Source organism: Duganella caerulea (genome assembly GCF_040362985.1).
Classification (GTDB): domain Bacteria; phylum Pseudomonadota; class Gammaproteobacteria; order Burkholderiales; family Burkholderiaceae_D; genus Rugamonas; species Rugamonas vulcania.
In genome coordinates this window covers 214,122-234,387 of the sequence record NZ_BPWJ01000004.1, presented here as the reverse complement: position 1 = coordinate 234,387, position 20,266 = coordinate 214,122, and the positions used below count along the sequence as shown (strand labels likewise).

The 20,266-nt window shown below is 64.3% G+C and carries 22 protein-coding genes; 16 read left to right on the top strand and 6 right to left on the bottom strand.

The features are described from left to right. The first annotated feature begins 137 nt into the window (after positions 1–137). The 4 genes from ACUJB0_RS13895 (at position 138) to ACUJB0_RS13880 (ending at position 5,800) form a co-directional block, all read left to right on the top strand. Positions 138–1,775 carry an alpha-glucosidase gene (locus ACUJB0_RS13895; protein WP_444845731.1) on the top strand — a complete coding sequence of 546 codons (1,638 nt, stop codon included), beginning with the start codon at positions 138–140 and terminating at the stop codon, positions 1,773–1,775. Positions 1,776–1,865: 90 nt separating this feature from the next. After that, positions 1,866–3,740 (top strand): glucokinase, encoded by a 1,875-nt coding sequence (locus tag ACUJB0_RS13890; RefSeq protein ID WP_176363431.1) that lies wholly within the window; start codon positions 1,866–1,868, stop codon positions 3,738–3,740. Between the two features lie 260 nt (positions 3,741–4,000). Beyond that, positions 4,001–4,534: a PadR family transcriptional regulator gene (locus tag ACUJB0_RS13885; protein ID WP_444845730.1), complete on the top strand. Its 534-nt coding sequence runs from the start codon at positions 4,001–4,003 to the stop codon at positions 4,532–4,534. 18 nt (positions 4,535–4,552) lie between these two features. Continuing rightward, positions 4,553–5,800, top strand: coding sequence for an MFS transporter (locus ACUJB0_RS13880; protein ID WP_444845729.1), 1,248 nt, complete (start codon positions 4,553–4,555; stop codon positions 5,798–5,800). Here ACUJB0_RS13880 and ACUJB0_RS13875 read toward each other — a convergent pair. After that, positions 5,797–6,372 carry a hypothetical protein gene (locus tag ACUJB0_RS13875; RefSeq protein WP_444845728.1) on the bottom strand — a complete coding sequence of 192 codons (576 nt, stop codon included), beginning with the start codon at positions 6,370–6,372 and terminating at the stop codon, positions 5,797–5,799. The two genes, ACUJB0_RS13880 and ACUJB0_RS13875, sit on opposite strands and share 4 nt — an antisense overlap. A gap of 183 nt (positions 6,373–6,555) precedes the next feature. Between ACUJB0_RS13875 and ACUJB0_RS13870 the strand changes: the two genes are divergently transcribed. Genes ACUJB0_RS13870 through ACUJB0_RS13850 form a run of 5 tightly spaced genes read left to right on the top strand, consistent with a single transcriptional unit; the run spans position 6,556 to position 10,443 of the window. Next, a complete protein-coding gene (locus ACUJB0_RS13870; RefSeq protein ID WP_444845727.1) occupies positions 6,556–7,464 on the top strand; it encodes a 2-dehydro-3-deoxygalactonokinase in 909 nt (302 codons plus the stop codon). Between the two features lie 2 nt (positions 7,465–7,466). Then, positions 7,467–8,087 carry a 2-dehydro-3-deoxy-6-phosphogalactonate aldolase gene (locus tag ACUJB0_RS13865; protein ID WP_444845726.1) on the top strand — a complete coding sequence of 207 codons (621 nt, stop codon included), beginning with the start codon at positions 7,467–7,469 and terminating at the stop codon, positions 8,085–8,087. A gap of 29 nt (positions 8,088–8,116) precedes the next feature. Continuing rightward, positions 8,117–8,998 carry an SMP-30/gluconolactonase/LRE family protein gene (locus tag ACUJB0_RS13860; RefSeq protein ID WP_444845725.1) on the top strand — a complete coding sequence of 294 codons (882 nt, stop codon included), beginning with the start codon at positions 8,117–8,119 and terminating at the stop codon, positions 8,996–8,998. 2 nt (positions 8,999–9,000) lie between these two features. After that, positions 9,001–9,975 carry a glycoside hydrolase family 53 protein gene (locus ACUJB0_RS13855; RefSeq protein ID WP_444845724.1) on the top strand — a complete coding sequence of 325 codons (975 nt, stop codon included), beginning with the start codon at positions 9,001–9,003 and terminating at the stop codon, positions 9,973–9,975. Positions 9,976–10,017: 42 nt separating this feature from the next. Further along, positions 10,018–10,443, top strand: a complete 426-nt coding sequence (locus ACUJB0_RS13850) for a DUF7684 family protein (RefSeq protein WP_444845723.1) — start codon at positions 10,018–10,020, stop codon at positions 10,441–10,443. A gap of 68 nt (positions 10,444–10,511) precedes the next feature. Here the strand turns inward: ACUJB0_RS13850 and ACUJB0_RS13845 are convergent, their stop codons facing one another. Beyond that, positions 10,512–11,507, bottom strand: coding sequence for an OmpA family protein (locus ACUJB0_RS13845; protein ID WP_444845722.1), 996 nt, complete (start codon positions 11,505–11,507; stop codon positions 10,512–10,514). A 148-nt stretch (positions 11,508–11,655) separates the two neighbouring features. Here ACUJB0_RS13845 and ACUJB0_RS13840 point away from each other — a divergent pair, with 148 nt between their 5' ends. Continuing rightward, a complete protein-coding gene (locus tag ACUJB0_RS13840; RefSeq protein WP_444845721.1) occupies positions 11,656–12,303 on the top strand; it encodes a hypothetical protein in 648 nt (215 codons plus the stop codon). A 31-nt stretch (positions 12,304–12,334) separates the two neighbouring features. Here the strand turns inward: ACUJB0_RS13840 and ACUJB0_RS13835 are convergent, their stop codons facing one another. The 4 genes from ACUJB0_RS13835 to groES form a co-directional block, all read right to left on the bottom strand. Beyond that, positions 12,335–12,610, bottom strand: coding sequence for a type II toxin-antitoxin system RelE/ParE family toxin (locus ACUJB0_RS13835; protein WP_444845720.1), 276 nt, complete (start codon positions 12,608–12,610; stop codon positions 12,335–12,337). Then, entirely contained in the window at positions 12,610–12,861 is a 252-nt protein-coding gene (locus ACUJB0_RS13830) for a hypothetical protein (RefSeq protein WP_444845719.1), read from the bottom strand. The genes ACUJB0_RS13835 and ACUJB0_RS13830 overlap by 1 nt, the downstream gene beginning before the upstream one ends. A 135-nt stretch (positions 12,862–12,996) precedes the next feature. Then, entirely contained in the window at positions 12,997–14,643 is a 1,647-nt protein-coding gene (gene groL / locus ACUJB0_RS13825) for a chaperonin GroEL (RefSeq protein ID WP_161087380.1), read from the bottom strand. Between the two features lie 48 nt (positions 14,644–14,691). Continuing rightward, on the bottom strand, positions 14,692–14,982 hold the full coding sequence (gene groES / locus ACUJB0_RS13820; protein WP_008451606.1) for a co-chaperone GroES: 291 nt from the start codon (positions 14,980–14,982) through the stop codon (positions 14,692–14,694). 318 nt (positions 14,983–15,300) lie between these two features. On the opposite strand from groES, the gene ACUJB0_RS13815 reads away from it, so the two are divergent. From ACUJB0_RS13815 to ACUJB0_RS13790, 6 genes are all read left to right on the top strand, one after another. After that, entirely contained in the window at positions 15,301–15,489 is a 189-nt protein-coding gene (locus tag ACUJB0_RS13815; protein ID WP_444845718.1) for a hypothetical protein, read from the top strand. Between the two features lie 74 nt (positions 15,490–15,563). Beyond that, the gene (locus tag ACUJB0_RS13810; protein ID WP_444845717.1) at positions 15,564–16,568 is read left to right on the top strand and encodes an ATP-grasp domain-containing protein; all 1,005 of its coding nucleotides are present in this window, start codon (positions 15,564–15,566) and stop codon (positions 16,566–16,568) included. After that, positions 16,559–17,431: an SDH family Clp fold serine proteinase gene (locus ACUJB0_RS13805; RefSeq protein ID WP_444845716.1), complete on the top strand. Its 873-nt coding sequence runs from the start codon at positions 16,559–16,561 to the stop codon at positions 17,429–17,431. Before ACUJB0_RS13810 ends, ACUJB0_RS13805 begins: the two co-directional genes overlap by 10 nt. Then, entirely contained in the window at positions 17,428–17,946 is a 519-nt protein-coding gene (locus tag ACUJB0_RS13800) for a MauE/DoxX family redox-associated membrane protein (RefSeq protein ID WP_444845715.1), read from the top strand. The genes ACUJB0_RS13805 and ACUJB0_RS13800 overlap by 4 nt, the downstream gene beginning before the upstream one ends. Further along, a complete protein-coding gene (locus ACUJB0_RS13795; protein WP_444845714.1) occupies positions 17,939–18,499 on the top strand; it encodes a hypothetical protein in 561 nt (186 codons plus the stop codon). Before ACUJB0_RS13800 ends, ACUJB0_RS13795 begins: the two co-directional genes overlap by 8 nt. Further along, positions 18,496–20,256, top strand: a complete 1,761-nt coding sequence (locus ACUJB0_RS13790) for an ABC transporter ATP-binding protein (RefSeq protein ID WP_444845713.1) — start codon at positions 18,496–18,498, stop codon at positions 20,254–20,256. The genes ACUJB0_RS13795 and ACUJB0_RS13790 overlap by 4 nt, the downstream gene beginning before the upstream one ends. Positions 20,257–20,266: the final 10 nt, after the last annotated feature.

Below are 20,266 nucleotides of genomic sequence, written 5' to 3'. Positions count from 1 at the left end.
TGTAAAAATCCATAAGACGTTGATTTTTAAGGATTAATTGTAATAATCCGCTACTGGCTCATGGATTGAAAATTCCACTACCGTGATGTATATTGTCTACAAACCTATATCCAGTGTCGCCAACCCAGGATTTTCTTATGACCAAACAACTTACACAAGTTTCTCCGCACGCCCAGGACTGGTACCGCGAGGCGATCATCTATCAGGTCTACCCGCGCAGCTTCAACGATACCAACGGTGACGGCATTGGAGATATACCTGGTATTACGGAAAAGCTGGACTATATCGCATCGCTGGGTGTGGACATCGTTTGGATCTCTCCCTATTTCAAATCGCCGATGAAGGACTTCGGCTACGACATCGCCGATTACTGCGACGTCGACCCGATGTTCGGCACGCTGGCCGACTTCGACGCCATGGTCGCCAAGGCGCACGGCCTGGGCCTGAAGATCATGATCGACCAGGTGATGGCCCACACGGCCGAGGATCACGCGTGGTTCAAGGAGAGCCGCTCCAGCCGCGACAATCCCAAGGCCGACTGGTACGTCTGGTCCGATCCCGCGCCGGACGGCAACCCGCCCAACAACTGGATGTCGGTGTTCGGCGGCTCGTCGTGGCAGTGGGACACGCGCCGCCGTCAATACTATTTACACAATTTCCTGGTCAGCCAGCCGCAGCTCAACTTCCACAACCCGCAAGTGCAGCAGGCGCACCTGGACGCGCTGCGCTTCTGGCTGGAGCGCGGCGTCGACGGCATCCGCCTGGACGCCTGCAACTTCCACTTCCACGACCTGGAACTGCGCAGCAATCCGCCGGCCGTCAACCGCGACACCGCCACCGTCTCGGACGTCAATCCCTACGGCATGCAGGCCCACATCTACGACAAGAGCCGCCCGGAGAACCTGGCGTTCCTGCAGAAGCTGCGCAAGCTGCTGGATGAATACAAGGCGGTCGCCATCGGCGAAGTGGGCGCCGACGATTCGCTGGCCGTGATGGCCGAGTACACCGCCGACGGCGACAAGCTGCAGATGGCCTACAGCTTCAACTTGCTGGTGCCGACCTGCTCGTCGCACTACATCCGCAAGCAGGTCGAGAATTTCGAGGCGCGCGTCAAGGGTGGCTGGGCTTCCTGGTCGGTCGGCAACCACGACGTGCAGCGCGTGGCGACCCGCTGGGGCGGCCCGTCCGCGCCGGTGGCGTTCGCCAAGATGATCCTGGCGATGCAGCTGTCGCTCAAGGGCACGCCGTGCCTGTACCAGGGCGACGAGCTGGCCTTCGCCGAGGCCGACGTGCCGTTCGAGCTGCTGCAGGACCCGTACGGCATCACCTTCTGGCCGGAGTTCAAGGGCCGCGACGGCTGCCGCACGCCGATGGCCTGGACCACCGGCGCCAACGGCGGCTTCACCGAGGGCAAGCCGTGGCTGCCGGTCTCGCCGGACCACCTGGCCAAGGCGGCCTCGGTGCAGGAGGGCGACGCCGCGTCGTCGCTGGAGTTCACCCGCAAGTTCATCGCCTGGCGCCGCAAGCTGCCGCAGCTGACGCGCGGCGCGATCCAGTTCTTCGACACGCCCGAGCCGGTGCTGGCGCTGCGCCGCGACGCCGAGGGCGAGCGCGGCATCATCGCCGTGTTCAACCTGGGCGCCGAGCCGGTCAGCTGCGCGCTGCCGCAGGCGGTGGGCGCCGAACAGATGGAAGGCTATGGCCTGCCGGGCACGGTCGTCAACGGCCAGGTGGAGCTGCCGGCCTTCGGCGCGTGGTTCGGCTACGCCGCGTAGCGTGGCGGGAGAGGGGAATTTGCACCAGTTTCCTTCTTAACATCGCGTATTTCGGGTATGCTTCCGCCAACTGTTTTGACTGAATCGACGATGAAACAAGCTGAAGTGGATCAAAAACTGAATCGCACCGCCTTTGCCGACGGCCCGCGCCTGCTGGCCGACATCGGCGCCACCCACGCCCGCTTCGCCCTGCAGACCGCGCCCGGCGAGTTCCGCGCGGTGCGCGTGCTCAAGTGCGACGACTACACCGACATCGTCGCCATGCTGCGCTCCTACCTGGCGGACCACGCCGACATCACGCTGAACCACGCGGCGCTGGCGGTGGCCAACCCGGTCAGCGGCGACCATGTGCGCATGACTAACCGCGACTGGGAATTCTCCACCGACGAAGTACGCCGCGCGCTGGGCCTGCACACGCTGCTGGTGGTGAACGACTTCACCGCGCTGGCGATGTCGCTGCCGGGCCTGAAGCCTGCCGATTTGATGCAGGTGGGCGGCGGCAAACCGGCCTCCAATTCCGTCATCGGCGTGCTGGGGCCGGGCACCGGCCTGGGCGTGTCGGGCGTGATTCCGACCGTGGACGGTTTCGTCACGCTCGGATCGGAAGGCGGCCACACCAACTTCGCGCCGGCCGACGAGCGCGAATATTCGATTTTGCAGTACGCGTGGCAGACCTGGTCGCACGTGTCGACCGAGCGTCTGATTTCCGGCCCCGGCATGGAGATCATCTACCGCGCCATCGCCAAGCGCAACGGCCGCCAGGTGCGCGACCTGACCTCGCAGGAGATCATGGCCGGCGCGCTGACTGACAAGGACCCGCTGTGCCTGGAAGTGCTGGAATGCTTCTGCGCCATGCTGGGCGGCGCCACCGCCAACCTGGCCGTGACCTTGGGCGCGTTCGGCGGCATGTTCATCGGTGGCGGCATCGTGCCGCGCATGGGCGAGTGGTTCGCTTCGTCGCCGTTCCGCGCGCGCTTCGAGGCCAAGGGGCGTTTCACCAGCTACCTGTCGGAGATTCCTACCTATGTGATCACCACGCCGAATCCGGCGTTCTATGGCGTGGCGACGATTTTGTCCGAGCACCTGCGCGGACGCAGCGGCGCCAACACGCTGATGGAGCGCGTGCAGCATCTGCAGCACGAGCTGACACCGGCCGAGCAGCGCGTGGCGCAGCTGGTGCTGGAGCAGCCGCGCCTGGTGCTGAACGAGCCGATCGCCGATATCGCGCGTTTGGCCGAAGTGAGCCAGCCGACTGTGATCCGCTTCTGCCGCTCGCTGGGTTTCCTCGGCCTGGCCGATTTCAAATTGAAGTTCGCCAGCAGCCTGACCGGCGCGATTCCGGTGCGGCACAGCCAGGTGCGCGTCAGCGACAGCACGCATGATCTGAGCGCCAAGGTAATCGATAATACTGTTTCCGCGATTTTGAAATTCCGCGACCAGCTGGACGTGCGTTCGCTGGACAAGGCGATCGCGCTGGTGGCCAAGGCCAAGCGGGTCGAGTTCTACGCGATGGGCAATTCGCGCGTGGTGGCGCTGGACGGGCAGCACAAGTTCTTCCGCTTCCGCATTCCGACCGCGGCGTATGGCGACTCGCACCTGCTGACCTTGGCGGCCGAGTTGTTGAATCCTGGTGATGTGGTGATCGCCATCTCCAATTCCGGCAAGCTGCCGGACCTGCTGCAAGCCGTGGACGCGGCCCGGGCGGCGGGGGCGGACGTCATCGCCATCACGTCGAGCAACTCGCCGCTGGCCAAGAAAGCCAGTGTGTGCCTGGCGGTCGATCACAGCGAGGACAGCACGACCTTCCTGTCGATGATCTCGCGCATCCTGCAACTGCTGCTGATCGACATCCTGTCGGTGGGCATCTCGCTGGACGCGCAAAACTCGCGCCTGGTGGTCGAACACAAAGCCAGCACCGGCGACGCCGACAACCGCCGCCTGCTGATCTCCCACCTCGACAGCTAAACCCTGGGGTCAAGTCTGACATTCGGACACGAGCTCTGCCGTAGACGCGCGTCTACGGCAGAGCTCGTGTCCGAATGTCAGACTTGACCCCCGACGTAAGTTCCTCATGATGGCGCTGTTCCGCCTCCTGCACATATTCCTGCTGCTGTGCCTTGTTCAGCCCTGGACTGTATAAAAAAGTCCTTGAACTCTTCCGTAAACTGGTTAAGATATATCTTATTAAGTTATATCTTAACTTGTTATATCGTAAGGAGAGACAAATGTTTAGATTTTTACATCACCAGCACCACCATCACGCCATGCATGGCGACCATCACCACCATCGCGGCGGAGGCGGGCGCGGCCGTGGGCCGAAGATGTTCGACGCCGGCGCCATGCGCTACGTCGTGCTGCACCTGATCGCTGAAAAGCCGCGCCACGGCTACGAGATCATCAAGGCGCTGGAGCAGCTGTCCGGCGGCGGCTACACGCCCAGCCCCGGCGCGATCTACCCGCTGCTGTCGATGATGCTCGACATGGGACACGTCTCGGCCACGGCCGACGGCAACAAGAAGCTGCACACCATCACTCCCGAAGGCGAGGCTTTCCTGGCCGAGAACCGCCAGTTCGTCGACGTTATCCTGGCGCGCCTGGCCGAGCCGTCCGAAGGCCGCGTCGACCTGCGCCTGGCGATGCACGAGCTGAAGGCCGCCGTGATCGACAAGGCCCACGGTCCCGGCGCCAGCGACCAGCGCGCCGCGCAGATCCGCGCTATCCTGCAGCGTGCGGTCGACGACGTGCGGCAGCTGGATTAATCCAACCCTACCAATCAGATGACAACAATAACCAACCCCCTGCCGCCGGCGCGCGAGCGCATCGTGCTCTGGCTGCTGGCGCTGACTCAGTTCACCGTCATCATGGACTTCATGGTGATGATGCCGCTGGCGCCGCAGCTGATGCGCGCGTTTTCCATCACGCCGGCGGCCGTGTCCGGCGCGGTGTCGGCCTACGCCTGGTGCGCCGGCCTGTCCGGCCTGCTGGCCTCGATGTACATCGACCGCTTCGACCGCAAGCGCCTGCTGCTGGCGATGTTCGCGTTGTTCACGCTGTCCAACCTGGCCTGCGCGCTGGCCCCCAACTTCCACATACTGGTGCTGTCGCGCGCCTTCGCCGGCCTGACCGGCGGCGTGCTGGGCTCGATCATCATGGCCATCATCGGCGACCTGATCCCGGTCGAGCGCCGTGGCGCCGCCACCGGCGTCGTGATGACCTCGTTCAGCCTGGCCGCCGTGGCCGGCGTGCCGACCGGCGTGATGCTGGCCGCGCATTACGGCTGGGCCTCGCCGTTCTACCTGCTGGTGCTGCTGTCGCTGCTGATCTGGGGCGGCGCCTGGCGCGTGCTGCCCTCGCTGGGCGGCCATCTGACCCGCCCGGTGCCGCTGTCCGAGGTGCTGCCCAACCTGATCGGCCTCTACCGCGTGGGCGGCCACCTGAAAGCCTTCCTGCTGTCGGGCGTGAACATGATGACGGGCATGCTGGTGATTCCCTTCATCTCGCCCATGCTGGTCGAGAACATCGGCGTGCAGCCGGCGGAGATCACCTGGGTCTACCTGGCCGGCGGCGTGGCCACGCTGTTCAGCGCGCGCATGATAGGCAAGTGGTCGGACCGTTCAGGCGCGCAGCGCGTGTACCGCTACATCGCGCTGTTCTCCATCCTGCCCATCATGTTCATGACGCACATGCCGGTGATCCCGCTGGCGGCGGTGATGCTGTTCTTCCCGTTCTTCATGACGGCCATCTCGGGCCGCAACATCCCGATGCAGGCGCTGATGACGACCGTGCCTGAGCCGGCCCGGCGCGGCGCCTTCCTCAGCTCGAACTCGGCGATCCAGCAAGTGGGCAGCGGCTTTGGCGCGCTGGCGGGCGGATGGATGTTGCACACCGACGCGGCCGGCCATATCGCCGGCTACGGCCTGAACGGCTGGATCGCCGCCGGGCTGACGCTGTTCTCGGTGCTGTGGGTGGGGCAGGTGGGCGCGGCCGCGAAGGCCGTGCCGGTGGGGGAGCGGAAGGTCGCTTAACCGTCGATGCTGGTGCGCTTGGCCGGGTGTTTTTCACGGCGCCAGCGCGCCAAGCTGATCACCTCGTCGGTGCTGGCGTCTTCCACCAGGATCTCGTCGTCGCTGGACGAGACCAGGAAGCTTTCCCAGCGCTGCGCCGCGTCGCTGCTGTTTTCCACAAAGCTGAACTGCCAGTAGCTCTTGCCGTTCAACAGGCGCGGGGCCGGGTCGTATTCGATCAGCGCGCCGTGCGATTTGCCGCCGGAATTCTTCTCGACGATGGCCGACCAGGCTTGCAATTCCGGCAGCGCCATCAGGGCTGCAGCGGCCTGTTCCTTGCTGCGCAGGTGCTTGGCTTCGGCCGGGGCGGACGGCGCCGCGCTGGCCACCGCGCGCGGCGCCGCCGCCACCGGCGCGGAGCTCGCCGCCGAGGCCGAACTGCTGGCGCTGGCCGGATGCTTGGCCGGGGCCGGCATGACCTGCGATTCAGCCGGCGTCATGGCGGAAAAATAGACACCCCCGCCCAGCAGCAGCGCACCGGCGACGGCGCCTGCAATGAACAGATTTCGGGTGGACGGGGTGCGAGATTCCATATACATGCATGCCTGGATTGTTTGTTGCGGTCATACTAAACCAAAGGCATCCAAGGGGCAACTTTTACCGGCCTCGGCAGGGGCTTGCCATACCATTTTGGTATTAGTCCAGCGAGATAATTCATTGGAGCCGGGGCGGCCTTTTTCGTACCATGTTGGCAGCGTCAGCAAAGGGATCGCATAGTGGACAAAAAAATACTGGGAGTGGACTGGGGCACGAGCAATCGGCGCGCCTATCTGGTCGATCAACATGGCGCCTGCCTGGCCGAACACGAGGACGGCCTGGGCATGCTGGCGGTCGGCGGACGCGAGCGTTTCAGCGGCGCGCTGGCCGGCCTGCTGGAGACCATGGGCGTAGGCCGCGAGGTGCCGGTGATCATGTCCGGCATGGTCGGCAGCGCCTCCGGCTGGCAGGAAGTGCCTTACCTGGACAGTTCCGTGCCGCTGACGGAGTTGCCCACCCACCTGGCGCCGGTGGCCGACGCCGACTGGGCCGGCCGCTGCCACATCGTGCCCGGCTATTGCCACCGTGACGGCGGCGCGGTCGACGTCATGCGCGGCGAGGAAACCCAGCTGCTGGGCGCGGTGGCGCTCGGCCATCGCGACGGCTGGCTCGTTCTGCCCGGCACCCACAGCAAATGGGTGCTGCTGCGCGACGGCTTGATCCAGTCGATGTCCACCTACATGACCGGCGAACTGTTCGCCATGCTGTCGGCCGGCGGCACCTTGTCGTCGATGATGGGCGGCGACGCCTCCGACGTCGAGGGCTATGCCATCGGCCTGGCCCAGGCCCGCCGCAACGAGCCGCTGTCGAACACGCTGTTCCGCGTGCGCGCCGGCGTGGTCTCGCGCAGCGCCCCGGCGGCGCAGGCGCCGGCCGTGGTCAGCGGCCTGCTGATCGGCGCCGAATTCGCCGCCGCCACCCGCGCGCTGGAAGCCAGCGGCGGCGCGGCCAACATCACCGTCATCGGCTCGCCGGCGCTGGCTGTCCGCTACGCGGTGGCCGCTGATCACTTCGGCCTGCGCTGCGACGTGCTCGATCCGCATCGCGTGTACTGCACCGCGATCTCCCAATTTTTCCCACAGGCTTGATCATGACTCCATCCCATCCCACCATTCCCCTGGTCGCCATCCTGCGCGGCCTGCAGCCTGCGGAGGCGGTCGCGGTCGGCAAGGTGCTGCACCAGGCCGGCTTCCGCGCGCTGGAAGTGCCGCTCAACCGTCCCGGCGCCCTCGAGTGCATCGCCTCGCTGGTCAAGGAGCAGCTGCCGGACACGCTGATCGGCGGCGGCACCATGCTCAACGTCGGCCACGTCGAAGCCGTGTATGAGGCGGGCGGGCGCCTGCTGGTCTCGCCGAACTGCAATCCGGCCGCCATCCGCCGCGCGGCCGACTTGGGCATGTACTGCGCGCCCGGCGTCGCCACGCCGACCGAGGCGTTCGCCGCGCTGGACGCCGGCGCCCACGCGCTGAAACTGTTCCCGGCCGATATGGTCGGCCACAACGGCCTGAAGGCGTTCAACAGCGTGGTGCCCGCCGGGACGCCGATGTGGCCGGTCGGCGGCATCACGCCCGACAATATGGAAGGCTGGGTGCGCGCCGGCGCCACTGGCTTCGGCATCGGTGGCCAGCTGTACACGCCGGGAGTCGGTCTTGACGAGCTGGGCCAACGCGCCGCCGCCTATGTGGCCAAGTGGCGCGCATTGTCAGTATGATGGTGGATTCCACACTGGGAGCGAAATTGATGAGCAAGCATGAAGTGCAATGCATCTGGGAAGCCGGCGCGCAGCTGGGCGAAGGTCCGTCGTGGGTGGCGGAGCAAAACCGGCTGTATTTCGTCGACCTGAAGAGCCAGACGCTGCACGCGCTGGACGCCGGCAGCGGCCAGCGCCACAGCTGGGCCATGCCCGACTACATCTGCTGGCTGATCGCGCGCCGCGACGGCGACGGTTTCATGGCCGGCCTGCGCGACGGCATCGTCCGCCTGTGGCTGGAGCCGGAAGTGCGCATCGAATACCTGGCCCGTCCGTTCCCGGCCGGCAGCGCCCTGCGCATGAACGACGCCAAGGCCGACAGCGCCGGCCGCATCTGGGCCGGCTCCATGCACAACACCGACTACGCCCAGGCCATCGGCCAGCTGTTCCGTCTCGACACCGACCTGTCGCTGACGGTGGCGGACCAGGACTACCACATCTGCAACGGCCCGGCCTTCAGCCTGGACGGCGCCACCATGTACCACACCGACAGCTATGAGGACCGCACCTACGCCTATCCGCTGGCGGCCGACGGTACGCTGGGCGAGCCCCGCGTGTGGCGCGAGTTCGGCGGCGGTCAAGGTTCGCCGGACGGCATGACGGTCGACAGCGAAGGCTGCGTCTGGATCGCGCAGTGGGGCGGCGCCCGCGTCTGCCGCTACTCGGCCGATGGCGAGCTGCTGGACACGATCCACGTACCGGCACGCAATCCCGCCTCCTGCACCTTCGGCGGCGCCGACCTGAAGACGCTGTACATCACCACCGCGCGCGAGGACAACACGCCGGAGCAGCTCAAGGAGTTCCCGCTGACCGGCGCCCTGTTCGCCGTGCGGCTGGACGTGGCCGGCGTGCCGGCCGCGCGCTTCGGCTGATGATGAAGCGCTGGCTCACCGCTTTGTGCGGCCTGGCGTTCAGCCTGGCCGCGCAGTCCGCCACCTTCGCCAACGGCGCCGATGTTGGCTGGGTCAGCCAGCAGGAGTCCAGCGGCTATTCGTTCTACAACAGCAGCGGCGTCAAGACCGATCCCTTCGTGCTGCTGAAGAACCTGCAGGTCAACGCCATCCGCCTGCGCGTCTGGGTCAACCCCAGCGGCGGCTGGAACGACGGCGCGGACGTGCTGTACAAGGCCAAGCGCGCCGCCGCGCAAGGCCAGCGCATCCTGATCGACTTCCACTACAGCGACAGCTGGGCCGATCCCGGCCAGCAGACCAAGCCGGCCGCCTGGGCCAACCACACGCTGGCGCAACTGAACAACGACGTCTACAGCCACACGCAGGGCATCCTCAACTACCTGAAGACCAACGGCATCACGGTCGAGTGGGTACAGGTCGGCAACGAGATCAACAGCGGCATGCTTTGGCCGGAAGGGAAGACCACCAGCTTCGCCAACCTGGCCGGGCTGATCAACAGCGGCTACAACGCCACCAAGGCGGTCTACCCGAACGCCAAGGTGATCCTGCACCTGGCCAACGGCTATGACAACGCCGTGTTCCGCTGGTTCTTCGACGGCGTGAAGGGCGCGGGCGCCAAGTGGGACGTGATCGGCATGTCGCACTATCCGCCGGCGTCGGACTGGGCCAACTACAACAACAAGATCTCGGCCAATATGTGGGACATGGTGTCCCGCTACGCCAGGCCGGTGATGGTGACTGAAGTGGGCATGGACTGGACCCAGGCGGCCACCAGCAAATCCATGCTGGCCGATTTGCTGGCCAAGACCAAGGCGCTGGGCTCGAATGGACTGGGCGTGTTCTACTGGGAGCCGCAGGCCTATCCTGGCTGGCAGGGCTACACGATGGGCGCTCTCGACGCGAGCGGAAAATTCACCATCGCGCTCGATCCGTTTTAAGCAGGCTGTTAAAATCCGGGACTCGATATCTATGGTCCCATCATGCAGAAACCGGTCATCCGCTATTTACACCTCACTCCCGACAGCGATCTTCCCGCGCTGGAAGGCCTGTCGCATTTCAAAGCCGTGCTGGTCGTCGAGGCCGACGTGGCGGAGATGACGATGTGGGAAACCAGCCGCTGGCTGGTGGAATCCGGTTGCGCCCTGGCGCTGGCGTGGGGCAAGGAGTGCGAAGCCTGGCGCGAAGCAATCGAAGACGCCAGCCTGGAAGCCGTCAACTACGAAGACGTGCCGGACGAGCAGCTGCTGATCACCACCGCGCACGAGGATGAGGATCTGAGTGAAGCATTCTGGTTCGCCCGCCACCGCGCCGTGCACCCCGCGCACGACCTGCGCGAAACGCTGATCCTGCACATCGCCGAACAACCGCGCCGCGAAGAACTGGAAGCCGAGTACCGGGACGCCTGAACATGCCGGCGTACTTATTGCGTAAATGGACGCAGCTTCCGCTGATCTCGTTGTAGCCGCCGACTTGCTTACTGCTTGACCAGCTCCACCCGGCGATTCTTCTCGCGCCCGGCTTCGGCATCGTTCGAGGCCGCCGGCGCGTAGGAGGCCACGCCCTTGGCGCTCAGCCGTTTCGCGTCGACCTTGTAATCGGCCGCCAGCACCTTGATCACCGACTCCGCCCGCTTCTGCGACAGTTCCAGGTTGTGCGCCAGCGCGCCCTGGTTGTCGGTGTGGCCGACCACGTACAGCTTCAGCTTGGCGTCTTGCTGCAGCAGCTTGGCCATCTCGGCCAGCGCAGCCTTGGACTCGGGCTTGACGTCGGTCTTGTCGGTGTCGAAGAAGACGCCGTACACGGCCACCTTGCCGTCGGCCGCGATGCCCTTAGCCATGTCGGCCGCGTTCATATTGGCCGACACCTTGCCGCCCTCCATCGCCTTGGCCTCGACGATCTCGACGTAGATGCCGCCCAGCTTGTCCTGCACCGGCGCGACCGAATACACGGCCACGTGGACCAGCGACCCGTCCGGACGCGTGCCCTTGGCCAGCAGGTAGCGTTCATCGTCGCGGCCGTAGTTGAACGGATCGGAGCTCGCCTCGGCGCCCTGGATGAAATGATTGCCGACGCGCTTATCAAGGAAGAACTCGCCGAAGCCCCTGCCGCAGTTTTCCTTGGCGCAGGCGAACACGGTCTTCAGGCCGGCCTTGTCCAGCGCCGCCTGGTAATTGCGCATCACCTCCAGCGACGAGCGTTCGCGCGGGAAGTTGTAGGCCATGCGGGTGTACTTGCCCTCCAGTTGCAGCGCGTTCTCGAACGCCATCTGGCCGCCCTTGTTCTCGATGCGTTTACCGGCCGGCAGCATCACCTCGTCGAATTCCTTGAGACCGTAGCCGACCATCTTCGACCCTTCAAAGCGGGACAGCAGCGGATGGTCCTTGCCGCCCTTGACGGTGTCCTGCGCCGGCATCTGGGCCTGGGCGGCGGCGGCGCAAAGCAGCAGCGGAAGTAGGCGGTAGGCGCGCATGGAAGTCCGATCTGAAGAAAGTTGAAGAACATCGATTGTAGGGATTGATTGTCTTTGAATCAATGTTAACTTTTCAATCGAATCGGCCTTATCGCGACAATTGCAGTATTTTATATTTCAGAAAATTCAGAAAACTCAGGGAGATCATATGCATCCATCCAAAATAACAGCGTTGGCGCTGGCATTGTCCATGGCCGGTTGCGGAGGCGGCGGCTCGACGGCGACGACCCCGCCGGCGACGCAAAAATCGGCCCTCATTTCGGGCAGCGTGACCGGCCTGTCGGCTAACACCACTCTGCTGCTGGTCAACAACGGTGCGGAGACCATCGCCGTGAAGGGCAGCGGCGGCTTCAAGTTCACCTATCCCGTGGCGTCCGGCGCGCCGTACAGTGTCGTCAAGTTCGCCGACCCGAACGGCGCCACCTGCACGGTCGCCAACGGATCGGGCACGATAGCCCAGGATGTTGCGGTCGATATCAGCAACGTCGCCGTGACGTGCCAGCCTGCCGCGATCGGCTTATTGCAATACCGCGTAGGGGTGACGGTGTCGGGACTGGCAGTCGGCAATACCGTCAGCTTCGCCGATGGCGGGGGCAACATCCTGAAGGCAAGCGCCAACGGCCTGGCCGTGTTCGCCGTTTCGTATTCGCCGATGGAGCTGCACGGCGCCAGTTATGCGGTCACGGTATCGGCCAACCCGACGGGGCAGGTCTGCACCCTGACGAACAACACCGGCACCAACAACGACGGCGCAGGGTTCGTCGACCTCGTCAACGTTACCGCGCTCTGCAAATAGGACGGTCCAGTGTAGGCGTATCTGCCAGGCATCAGCGATATTCCTTGGTGTGCCAGATGCGCAAAATATAGATCACAGAACCTTTGATCTCGTAACGGATTTCATAGCGTTTAACCAGAATGCGGCGAACTTCGCGCAGACCGAACTCGCGCAGGCGCTCGCCGATTTGCGGATTGGCGAGCAAGTTTTCGGGGGCCGCCGCCAACGCACCGATGATCCGGCTGGCAGCTTGAGCATCTTTCCGGCTCAAGAACTCATGAAGCCGCTCCAAGTCGGACAAAGCCTTGCTTGTCCAACGCAGTTTCATTATTTGGGCAGCGGCGATTGGCTTGGGTCGGCAAGACTCTTGGCCCATGCCTTGACATCATCATGATCCACGAACCGGTCGGCATCGACATCAGCGAGGGCTTCCAGCGTCAGGACTGTGCGCGCATTCGACTTGGCGTCTGGGATTTGATGGCTTTGTATTTCCTGGAGCAGGGTTTGCAGCAGAATCTTCTTGTCGGACAAGCTCAACGACCTGATGCTCTCTGCGAGTTCACTGACTGTTATGGACATTGTCTGCTCCCGAGGATTCTATCGGCTACTTTATTGTAGACCCAGGCGACCGCTGTAAGTTCACTCAATAGTCAAATAAAAAAGCCAGCCTCCGAAGAGGCTGGCTTTCCTGTACAGAGAGGCTTATGCCGGCAATTACATCATGCCGTCCATGCCACCCATGCCGCCCATGCCACCCATACCGCCCATGCCACCGGCTGGTTTGTCTTCGGTGACTTCAGCGATCATGCAGTCGGTGGTCAGCATCAGGCCAGCGATCGAAGCTGCGTTTTGCAGTGCCGAACGGGTGACTTTGGCTGGGTCCAGAACGCCCATTTCAACCATGTCGCCGTAGGTGCCGTTGGCGGCGTTGTAACCGTAGTTACCTTTGCCGGCCAGAACCGCAGCAACCACCACCGAAGCTTCTTCGCCGGCGTTTTGCACGATCATGCGCAGTGGCTCTTCCATCGCGCGCAGAACGATCTTGATGCCAGCTTCCTGGTCAGGATTGTCGCCTTTGATGCTCAGAGCGGCACGAGCGCGCAGCAGGGCTACGCCGCCGCCTGGCACGATGCCTTCTTCCACGGCAGCGCGGGTAGCGTGCAGTGCATCTTCAACGCGGGCTTTCTTCTCTTTCATTTCGACTTCGGTGGCTGCGCCAACCTTGATCACTGCAACGCCGCCGGCCAGCTTGGCCACGCGCTCTTGCAGTTTTTCACGGTCGTAGTCCGAGGTCGCTTCTTCGATCTGCACGCGGATTTGCTTGACGCGGCCTTCGATGCCTTCAGCGCGGCCAGCACCGTCGATGACGATGGTGTTTTCCTTGCCGACTTCGATACGCTTGGCCTGGCCCAGTTCTTCCAGGGTGATTTTTTCCAGGGTCATGCCGACTTCTTCAGCAACCACTTGACCGCCGGTCAGGATCGCGATGTCTTCCAGCATGGCCTTGCGACGGTCGCCGAAGCCTGGGGCCTTGACTGCGCAGGTTTTCAGGATGCCGCGGATGTTGTTCACAACCAGGGTGGCCAGTGCTTCGCCTTCGATGTCTTCTGCGATGATCAGCAGTGGACGGCCAGCCTTGGCGACTTGTTCCAGTACCGGCAGCAGGTCGCGGATGTTCGAGATCTTCTTGTCGCACAGCAGGACGAATGGATTGTCCAGGATGGCGACTTGCTTCTCTTGGTTGTTGATGAAGTATGGCGACAGGTAACCGCGGTCGAACTGCATACCTTCAACGATGTCCAGCTCGTCGTTCAGCGACTTGCCGTCTTCCACGGTGATGACGCCTTCCTTGCCGACTTTTTCCATCGCTTCAGCGATGCGGTCGCCGATCGACGAATCCGAGTTGGCGGAGATCGAACCAACCTGGGCGATTTCCTTGGTGGTGGTGCATGGACGGGCGATGATGGCGATCTGCTCGACGGTGGCAGCCACTGCCTTGTCGATGCCGCGCTTCAGGTCCATTGGGTTCATGCCGGCGGCAACGAACTTCATGCCTTCGCGGACGATGGCTTGTGCCAGCACGGTCGCGGTGGTGGTGCCGTCGCCGGCGTTGTCGCTGGTGCGGGAAGCGACTTCCTTGACCATTTGCGCGCCCATGTTTTGCAGCTTGTCTTTCAGCTCGACTTCCTTGGCGACCGATACGCCGTCCTTGGTGACGGTCGGGGCGCCGAAGGAGCGCTCCAGCACAACGTTGCGGCCTTTAGGGCCCAGGGTGACTTTGACTGCGTTGGCCAGGACGTTGACGCCTTCAACCATCTTGGCGCGCGCTGCGTCGCCGAAAATTACTTCTTTAGCTGCCATGTTGTTTCTCCAGAATTAGGTGAGTACTAGTGCAAACGTGCGGGTCAATTACTTGACGACGATTGCCATGATGTCTTCTTCGCGCATGACCATCAGCTCCTGGCCGTCGACCTTGACGGTCTGGCCGGCGTATTTGCCGAACAGGACGCGGTCGCCTACTTTGACGTCCAGCGGACGGACTTTGCCATCTTCCAGAATCTTGCCATTGCCGACGGCGAGCACTTCGCCTTGATCCGGTTTTTCAGCAGCCGCATCAGGGATGATCAGGCCGGACGCAGTTTTGGTTTCCTGGTCGAGGCGTTTGACGATTACGCGATCGTTCAAAGGGCGAAGGTTCATACAAAACTCCTTAAATTAACAATGGAACAGTTTGTTGCCACACCAATAAGCTTGCTGCGGCGGAAAGTTTGGCCGAGAGCGCTGTTAGCACTCCCTTGGAACGAGTGCCAATTATAGGGACGACACTGCTGTATTTCAAGACGCATCACTTGCGCGTGCACAAATAAGCACAAAAATAATGTTGATACGTCCCTAAAAAGTAATGTTTACATATTGTGTATAGAAGTTGACAACGTCTATACAAGCTCCTAACATTGCAACGCTGCAAATAGAGACTGTGTGAGATTTTTCAATATTTCTTTTTTAAGGACTATGGAAATGGCAGATCAAAAAGAGGCAAAACTGTTCGCATTCAAGCTGGCTGCGAAACAGGAGAACAAACCTGCAGAGCAATGGAAAGTCCGCGACGGCGTCGCCGTGGCAGGCTGCACTGGCCCGGTCGACTTCGACAACTATCGCGAGTACGACGCCATCTATCACCGCAACGACAAAGGCCTGTACTGCTAAGTACCGGCCCGTCAACGAAAGCCTTGCTGCGCCAGCAAGGCTTTTTTGTTTTTCGCGCAGTTGCGGAGTACGAGATGAGCAAGACGATTTTAATTGTCACCCACAGCCAGGATTTGCACGCCGACCTGGTCGCCACCAGGCTCGCGGCCGGCGGGCACGGCGTGTTCCGGCTGGACCTGGACCACTTCCCGCGCGACTTCCAGACCAGCCAGCGGCACGCCGGCGGCGCGCTGCACAACAAGATACGCCGCCGCAGCGAGGAGCACTGGCTCGACCTGGCCGAGGTGGGCGCGGTCTGGCTGCGCAAGCCGGGCGAATTCACCTTCCTCAGCGATGAGCTGGCGCCGCAGGAGCTGGCCTACGCCAGGCAGGAGGCGGAGCATGCCTTGTTCAGCCTGCTCTACACGCTGGACTGTTACTGGATGAGCCACCCGCTGGCGCTGCGCGGCGCGCAATGGAAGGGCGAGCAGCTCAAGCGCGCAGCCCGCATGGGCTTCCTGGTGCCGGACTCGCTGACCACCAATGCGCCGGATGAGGTGCTGGCCTTCAAGGACGGCCTGGCCGGCGACATGATCTTCAAGTCATTGTCGGACCCGATGCTGGCCGGCGGCGAGCTGGAGCCTGAGCAGCGCAGTAACGGCGGGCTCTGCACCACCATCGTTGACGACGACATGCTGCGCAACGTCGAGGCGGTCAGCCAGTTGCATTGCCACTTCCAGCGCTACATCCCCAAGCAATACGAACTGCGGGTGACGGTGATCGGCGAGCGGGTGTTCGCCGCCAAAATCCACAGCCAGGACGACGCCCGCACCGCCGTCGACTCGCGCGACATGTCGGCGCCGATCCGCTACGAGGCGACGCAGCTGCCCGACGAACTGCGGCGGCGCTGTGTGGACTTCGTGCGCAGCTACGACCTGAACTACGGCGCGCTGGACCTGATCGTCACGCCAGCCGGAGAGGTGGTGTTCCTGGAAAATAACCCGGCGGGCCAGTTCCTGTATATCGAACAATTGATACCGGAGTTCAGGATGATCGACGCCATGGCCGACACGCTGGTGGAGGGCGCGCTATGCCACTAGAGCACATCGCGCTCGCCGGCCACATCCGCGAGCTGGAGGCCGTGCGCGACAGCCGCGTGCTGGTGCTGGCCGCGTCCCAGCTGGAGATGGAACTGCTGCCGGCGCTGTACGAACAATGCCGCGACCTGGCCCCCGCGCGGCGGCTGGACGTGGTGCTGCACGGACGCGGCGGCGTGGTGCAGGCCGCGCGCCGCATCGCGCTGTTGCTGCGCGCGCAAGCGGACCAGCTGTGCTTCATCGTTCCCTACCATTGCGAATCGGCCGCCACGCTGCTGACCTTGTGCGGCGACGAGATTATCGCCGGCCCGCTGGCGCTGTTCTCGCCCATCGATCCGCTGCTCAACGGCGCCGACGGCACGGCGTTCTCGGGCCTCGACATCCAATGCCTCGGCGACATGGCGCAGCAATGGTTCGGCGTGCCGGCCGACGAGGCGCGGCAGCAGGCGCTGGCGCTGTTGGGCGGCAGCGTGTTCCCGGCCAGCCTGGGCGCCTTCTATCGGAGCACGCTGGAGCAGAAGCAGATCGGCGAGCAACTGCTGGCCTTCCATTTGCCCGGCGAAGACGCGACGGTCCGCAGCCGCCTGGTCGACCAGCTGATGACCGGCTATCACTCGCACAACTACGCGATCACGCGCGAGGAGATGGCGGCGCTGGGCCTGCGCGTGCGCGGCGACGCGGCGGTCGAACGGCCGGCGTGGGAAATCTCGCGGCTGCTGCAAGGCCACATCGGCGGCGGCCAGCGCGCCAGCGAGGACGCGCCGTGGTGCGACGCGCTGTTCGCCACACGTTACGGCTCCAGCGAACGCCGCCGGCATCCGGGCGGCCTGGCGCCGTCGTGGAACGTGGAGCGCTACCCGCGATGAGCACCGGCCAATTTCTCGGCGAGATACTGCGCTACTTCGTCGCGCTGCTGATGCTGGCCGCCGCCACGGCCAAACTGCGCGACCTGGCCGGCTTCCGCGACAACCTGGCCAGCCTGTTCGGCATGGGCCCGGCGCTGCGCGCGCTGGCGGCGCCGGCGGTGGTGGCGGCGGAACTGGCGGTGGCCGCGCTGCTGCTCGGCGGCCTGGCGCGCATTGGCTTGCTCTCCGCGCTGCTGATGCTGGGCGTGTTCACGGCGCTGGTCGGCTACAAGTTCTACACGCAGAGCGTGGTCCGCTGCGGCTGCTTCGGCGAGGCCGAGCGCTCGCTGTCCGGCCTGGACCTGCTGCGTAATGTGCTGGTGATGGTGGCCATCGGCGCCGGCCTGGCGCTGCCGGCCGGGCTCGCGCCGCCGTGGCACGTCGCGGTGCTGGCGGCGTCGCTGGGTTGTCTGACCTGCGTGATCGCCGTGCACTTCCATGAGATCGTCCACTTACTGAGCCCAAGCGATGGATAGCCAGATTCTCTACCTGACGCTGGCGCTGCTGGCCCTTGGCCTGGCGCTCAACATCAAGCTGACGCTGTCGGTGCTGCACACCACGCGGCGCGAGCGCGAGACACCCGAGGAGCTGCCGCCCGGCGCGCCATTGCCGCAGGTGCAAGCGCGCGCATTGCAGGGCGGCGTGGTGCATCGCCTGGGCGCCGAAGGGCAGGCGTCGGCGCTGCTGTTCTTGTCGAGCAAATGCCCCAAGTGCAAGACCAAGCTGGCCGAGATCGGCAGTATGCTGGAGCCGGCCGAGCAGGCGGGGCTGGACATATGGATCGTCAGCCACGAGCCGGGCTGGCGCCTGCGCCAGTTCCTGCGCGGCTTCCCGCTGACGCGGGCGTTGCGGCTGACGATGCGCGATTACCGGCTGCTCAATCCCACGCTGGCTTCGCCGGCCTACATGATGGTCAATCACGAAGGCGTGCTGGAAGCGGCCGGCATGATCGGCGACGACAACTGGCTGGACTTGCGCGCCCAGCTCGCCGAGAGCGCCGAGACCACCGCAGCGGAGGGCGCGCCATGAACTTCGAGCCACATCTCGAGCGGCTGCGCCTGATCTATCCGGTGCGACGCCAGGTCGGCGCGGCGGTGTTCTTCATGGGCTTGGGCGTGCTGATCCAGCTGGTCTTCCCCAAGGGCGTGGCCTACTTCATCGACCACGTCCAGGAGCTGCGGCTGGAGACCATCTCCGCGCCGGTGATCGGCCTGGGGCTGCTCTGGCTGCTGGTGCAAGCCACCGCGTCGACGCTGCGCTACTACTATTTCGAACTGGCCGGGCATCTGATCATCAACGGCGTCCGCCGCCGCCTGTTCGATGTGCTGATCAACCAGCCGGTATCCTTCTTCGACCGCCATCACGTGGGCGAAATCACCAGCCGCCTAAGCACGGACGTGCAATCGCTGCACCAGTCGCTGACCATGGGCGGGGCCAACGCGCTGCAATCGCTGTTGATGTTCGGCGGCGGCGTGGCGATGCTGCTCTACATCTCGCCGCTGCTGAGCGTGATGCTGCTGGTCTTCGTCCCTGCCAGCCTGTACTTCGGCAAGGTCTCGGGCGCCAGCCACCGCGACTACGCCAAGGCGGTGCAGGCCTGCATGGCCGACAGCGGCCGGGTCGCGCAAGAGCACTTCGCCCATGTGCGGCTGGTGCACGCGTTCAACCAGCAGGGCGGGGCGTCGGCCAGCTACGCCGAGGCTTGCCGTCGCCTGCTGGAGCTGTCGATGGCCAGCACCCGGCGGCAGTCGGCGTTTCGCGCCGGCCTGTCGGTGCTGGACTTCGGCGCCTTGCTGTGCGCGTTGGGTTTGGGCGCCTACCTGATCGGCAAGCGCGTGCTGTCGGTGGGCGACCTGATGGCGTTCGTGATCTACTCCAACATCGTCACGCAGGCGGCCGGCGCGCTGAGCGAATCCTGGAACATGTGGATGCGCAGCATGGGCGCCACCGATCGCATCTTCGAGATCATGCGCACGCACCGGCCGCCGCCGGCGCCGCGTCCGCAGGCGCCGCTTACCGGCCGGCTTGGTTTCGAGGACGTGGTGTTCAGCTATCCGGAGCGGCCCGGCGTGCGGGCGCTTGACGGCGTCGGCTTCGGCATCGCGGCCGGCGAGAAGGTGGCGCTGGTGGGCGCGTCCGGCGCCGGCAAGTCCACCATCGCCGCGCTGGTGCTGGGGCACTATCAGCCGGACGGCGGGCGCCTGCTGTTCGACGGCTTGCCTGCCGCCGGGCTGGACCTGGCCGCCGTCCGGCGCGGCCTTGCGGTGGTGGAGCAGGAGCCGTCGCTGTTCTCGGGCAGCATCGCCGACAATATCGCCTTCGCCGTGCCGGAGCGGAAAGTGCCGCTGGAGGAGGTGATGGCCGCCGCGCGGCTGGCCCACGCGCATGAGTTCATCCAGGGCTTCCCGCAGGGCTATGACACCGTGGTCGGCGAGCATGGCGTGCAGCTGTCCGGCGGGCAGAAGCAGCGGATCGCGATCGCGCGCGCGCTGTTGCGCGATCCGGCCATCCTGATCCTGGACGAGGCGACCAGTGCGCTGGATGCCTCCAGCGAGCAGTTGGTGCAAGGTGCGCTGGATCGATTGATGGCCGGGCGCACCACCATCATCATCGCGCATCGTTTTTCCACCATCGCCAAGGCTGACCGCATCTTGGTGCTGGAGCAGGGAAGGCTGGTTCAGCAGGGCAGCCACGAGCAGCTGGTGCGGCAGCTGGACGGCGCGTATTTCAGGCTGGTCAAGGATCAGATGTTCGCGCCCAGGCCGGAGGCGCCGCTGCCGGCGTGACGGCGCGGGC

Bases quoted from the DNA above. Each gene is read 5' to 3' on its own strand.
- ACUJB0_RS13895 (WP_444845731.1), top strand. From the start codon at position 138: ATGACCAAACAACTTACACAAGTTTCTCCGCACGCCCAGGACTGGTAC.
- ACUJB0_RS13890 (WP_176363431.1), top strand. From the start codon at position 1,866: ATGAAACAAGCTGAAGTGGATCAAAAACTGAATCGCACCGCCTTTGCC.
- ACUJB0_RS13885 (WP_444845730.1), top strand. From the start codon at position 4,001: ATGTTTAGATTTTTACATCACCAGCACCACCATCACGCCATGCATGGC.
- ACUJB0_RS13880 (WP_444845729.1), top strand. From the start codon at position 4,553: ATGACAACAATAACCAACCCCCTGCCGCCGGCGCGCGAGCGCATCGTG.
- ACUJB0_RS13875 (WP_444845728.1), bottom strand. From the start codon at position 6,372: ATGGAATCTCGCACCCCGTCCACCCGAAATCTGTTCATTGCAGGCGCC.
- ACUJB0_RS13865 (WP_444845726.1), top strand. From the start codon at position 7,467: ATGACTCCATCCCATCCCACCATTCCCCTGGTCGCCATCCTGCGCGGC.
- ACUJB0_RS13860 (WP_444845725.1), top strand. From the start codon at position 8,117: ATGAGCAAGCATGAAGTGCAATGCATCTGGGAAGCCGGCGCGCAGCTG.
- ACUJB0_RS13855 (WP_444845724.1), top strand. From the start codon at position 9,001: ATGAAGCGCTGGCTCACCGCTTTGTGCGGCCTGGCGTTCAGCCTGGCC.
- ACUJB0_RS13850 (WP_444845723.1), top strand. From the start codon at position 10,018: ATGCAGAAACCGGTCATCCGCTATTTACACCTCACTCCCGACAGCGAT.
- ACUJB0_RS13845 (WP_444845722.1), bottom strand. From the start codon at position 11,507: ATGCGCGCCTACCGCCTACTTCCGCTGCTGCTTTGCGCCGCCGCCGCC.
- ACUJB0_RS13840 (WP_444845721.1), top strand. From the start codon at position 11,656: ATGCATCCATCCAAAATAACAGCGTTGGCGCTGGCATTGTCCATGGCC.
- ACUJB0_RS13835 (WP_444845720.1), bottom strand. From the start codon at position 12,610: ATGAAACTGCGTTGGACAAGCAAGGCTTTGTCCGACTTGGAGCGGCTT.
- ACUJB0_RS13830 (WP_444845719.1), bottom strand. From the start codon at position 12,861: ATGTCCATAACAGTCAGTGAACTCGCAGAGAGCATCAGGTCGTTGAGC.
- groL (WP_161087380.1), bottom strand. From the start codon at position 14,643: ATGGCAGCTAAAGAAGTAATTTTCGGCGACGCAGCGCGCGCCAAGATG.
- groES (WP_008451606.1), bottom strand. From the start codon at position 14,982: ATGAACCTTCGCCCTTTGAACGATCGCGTAATCGTCAAACGCCTCGAC.
- ACUJB0_RS13815 (WP_444845718.1), top strand. From the start codon at position 15,301: ATGGCAGATCAAAAAGAGGCAAAACTGTTCGCATTCAAGCTGGCTGCG.
- ACUJB0_RS13810 (WP_444845717.1), top strand. From the start codon at position 15,564: ATGAGCAAGACGATTTTAATTGTCACCCACAGCCAGGATTTGCACGCC.
- ACUJB0_RS13805 (WP_444845716.1), top strand. From the start codon at position 16,559: ATGCCACTAGAGCACATCGCGCTCGCCGGCCACATCCGCGAGCTGGAG.
- ACUJB0_RS13800 (WP_444845715.1), top strand. From the start codon at position 17,428: ATGAGCACCGGCCAATTTCTCGGCGAGATACTGCGCTACTTCGTCGCG.
- ACUJB0_RS13795 (WP_444845714.1), top strand. From the start codon at position 17,939: ATGGATAGCCAGATTCTCTACCTGACGCTGGCGCTGCTGGCCCTTGGC.
- ACUJB0_RS13790 (WP_444845713.1), top strand. From the start codon at position 18,496: ATGAACTTCGAGCCACATCTCGAGCGGCTGCGCCTGATCTATCCGGTG.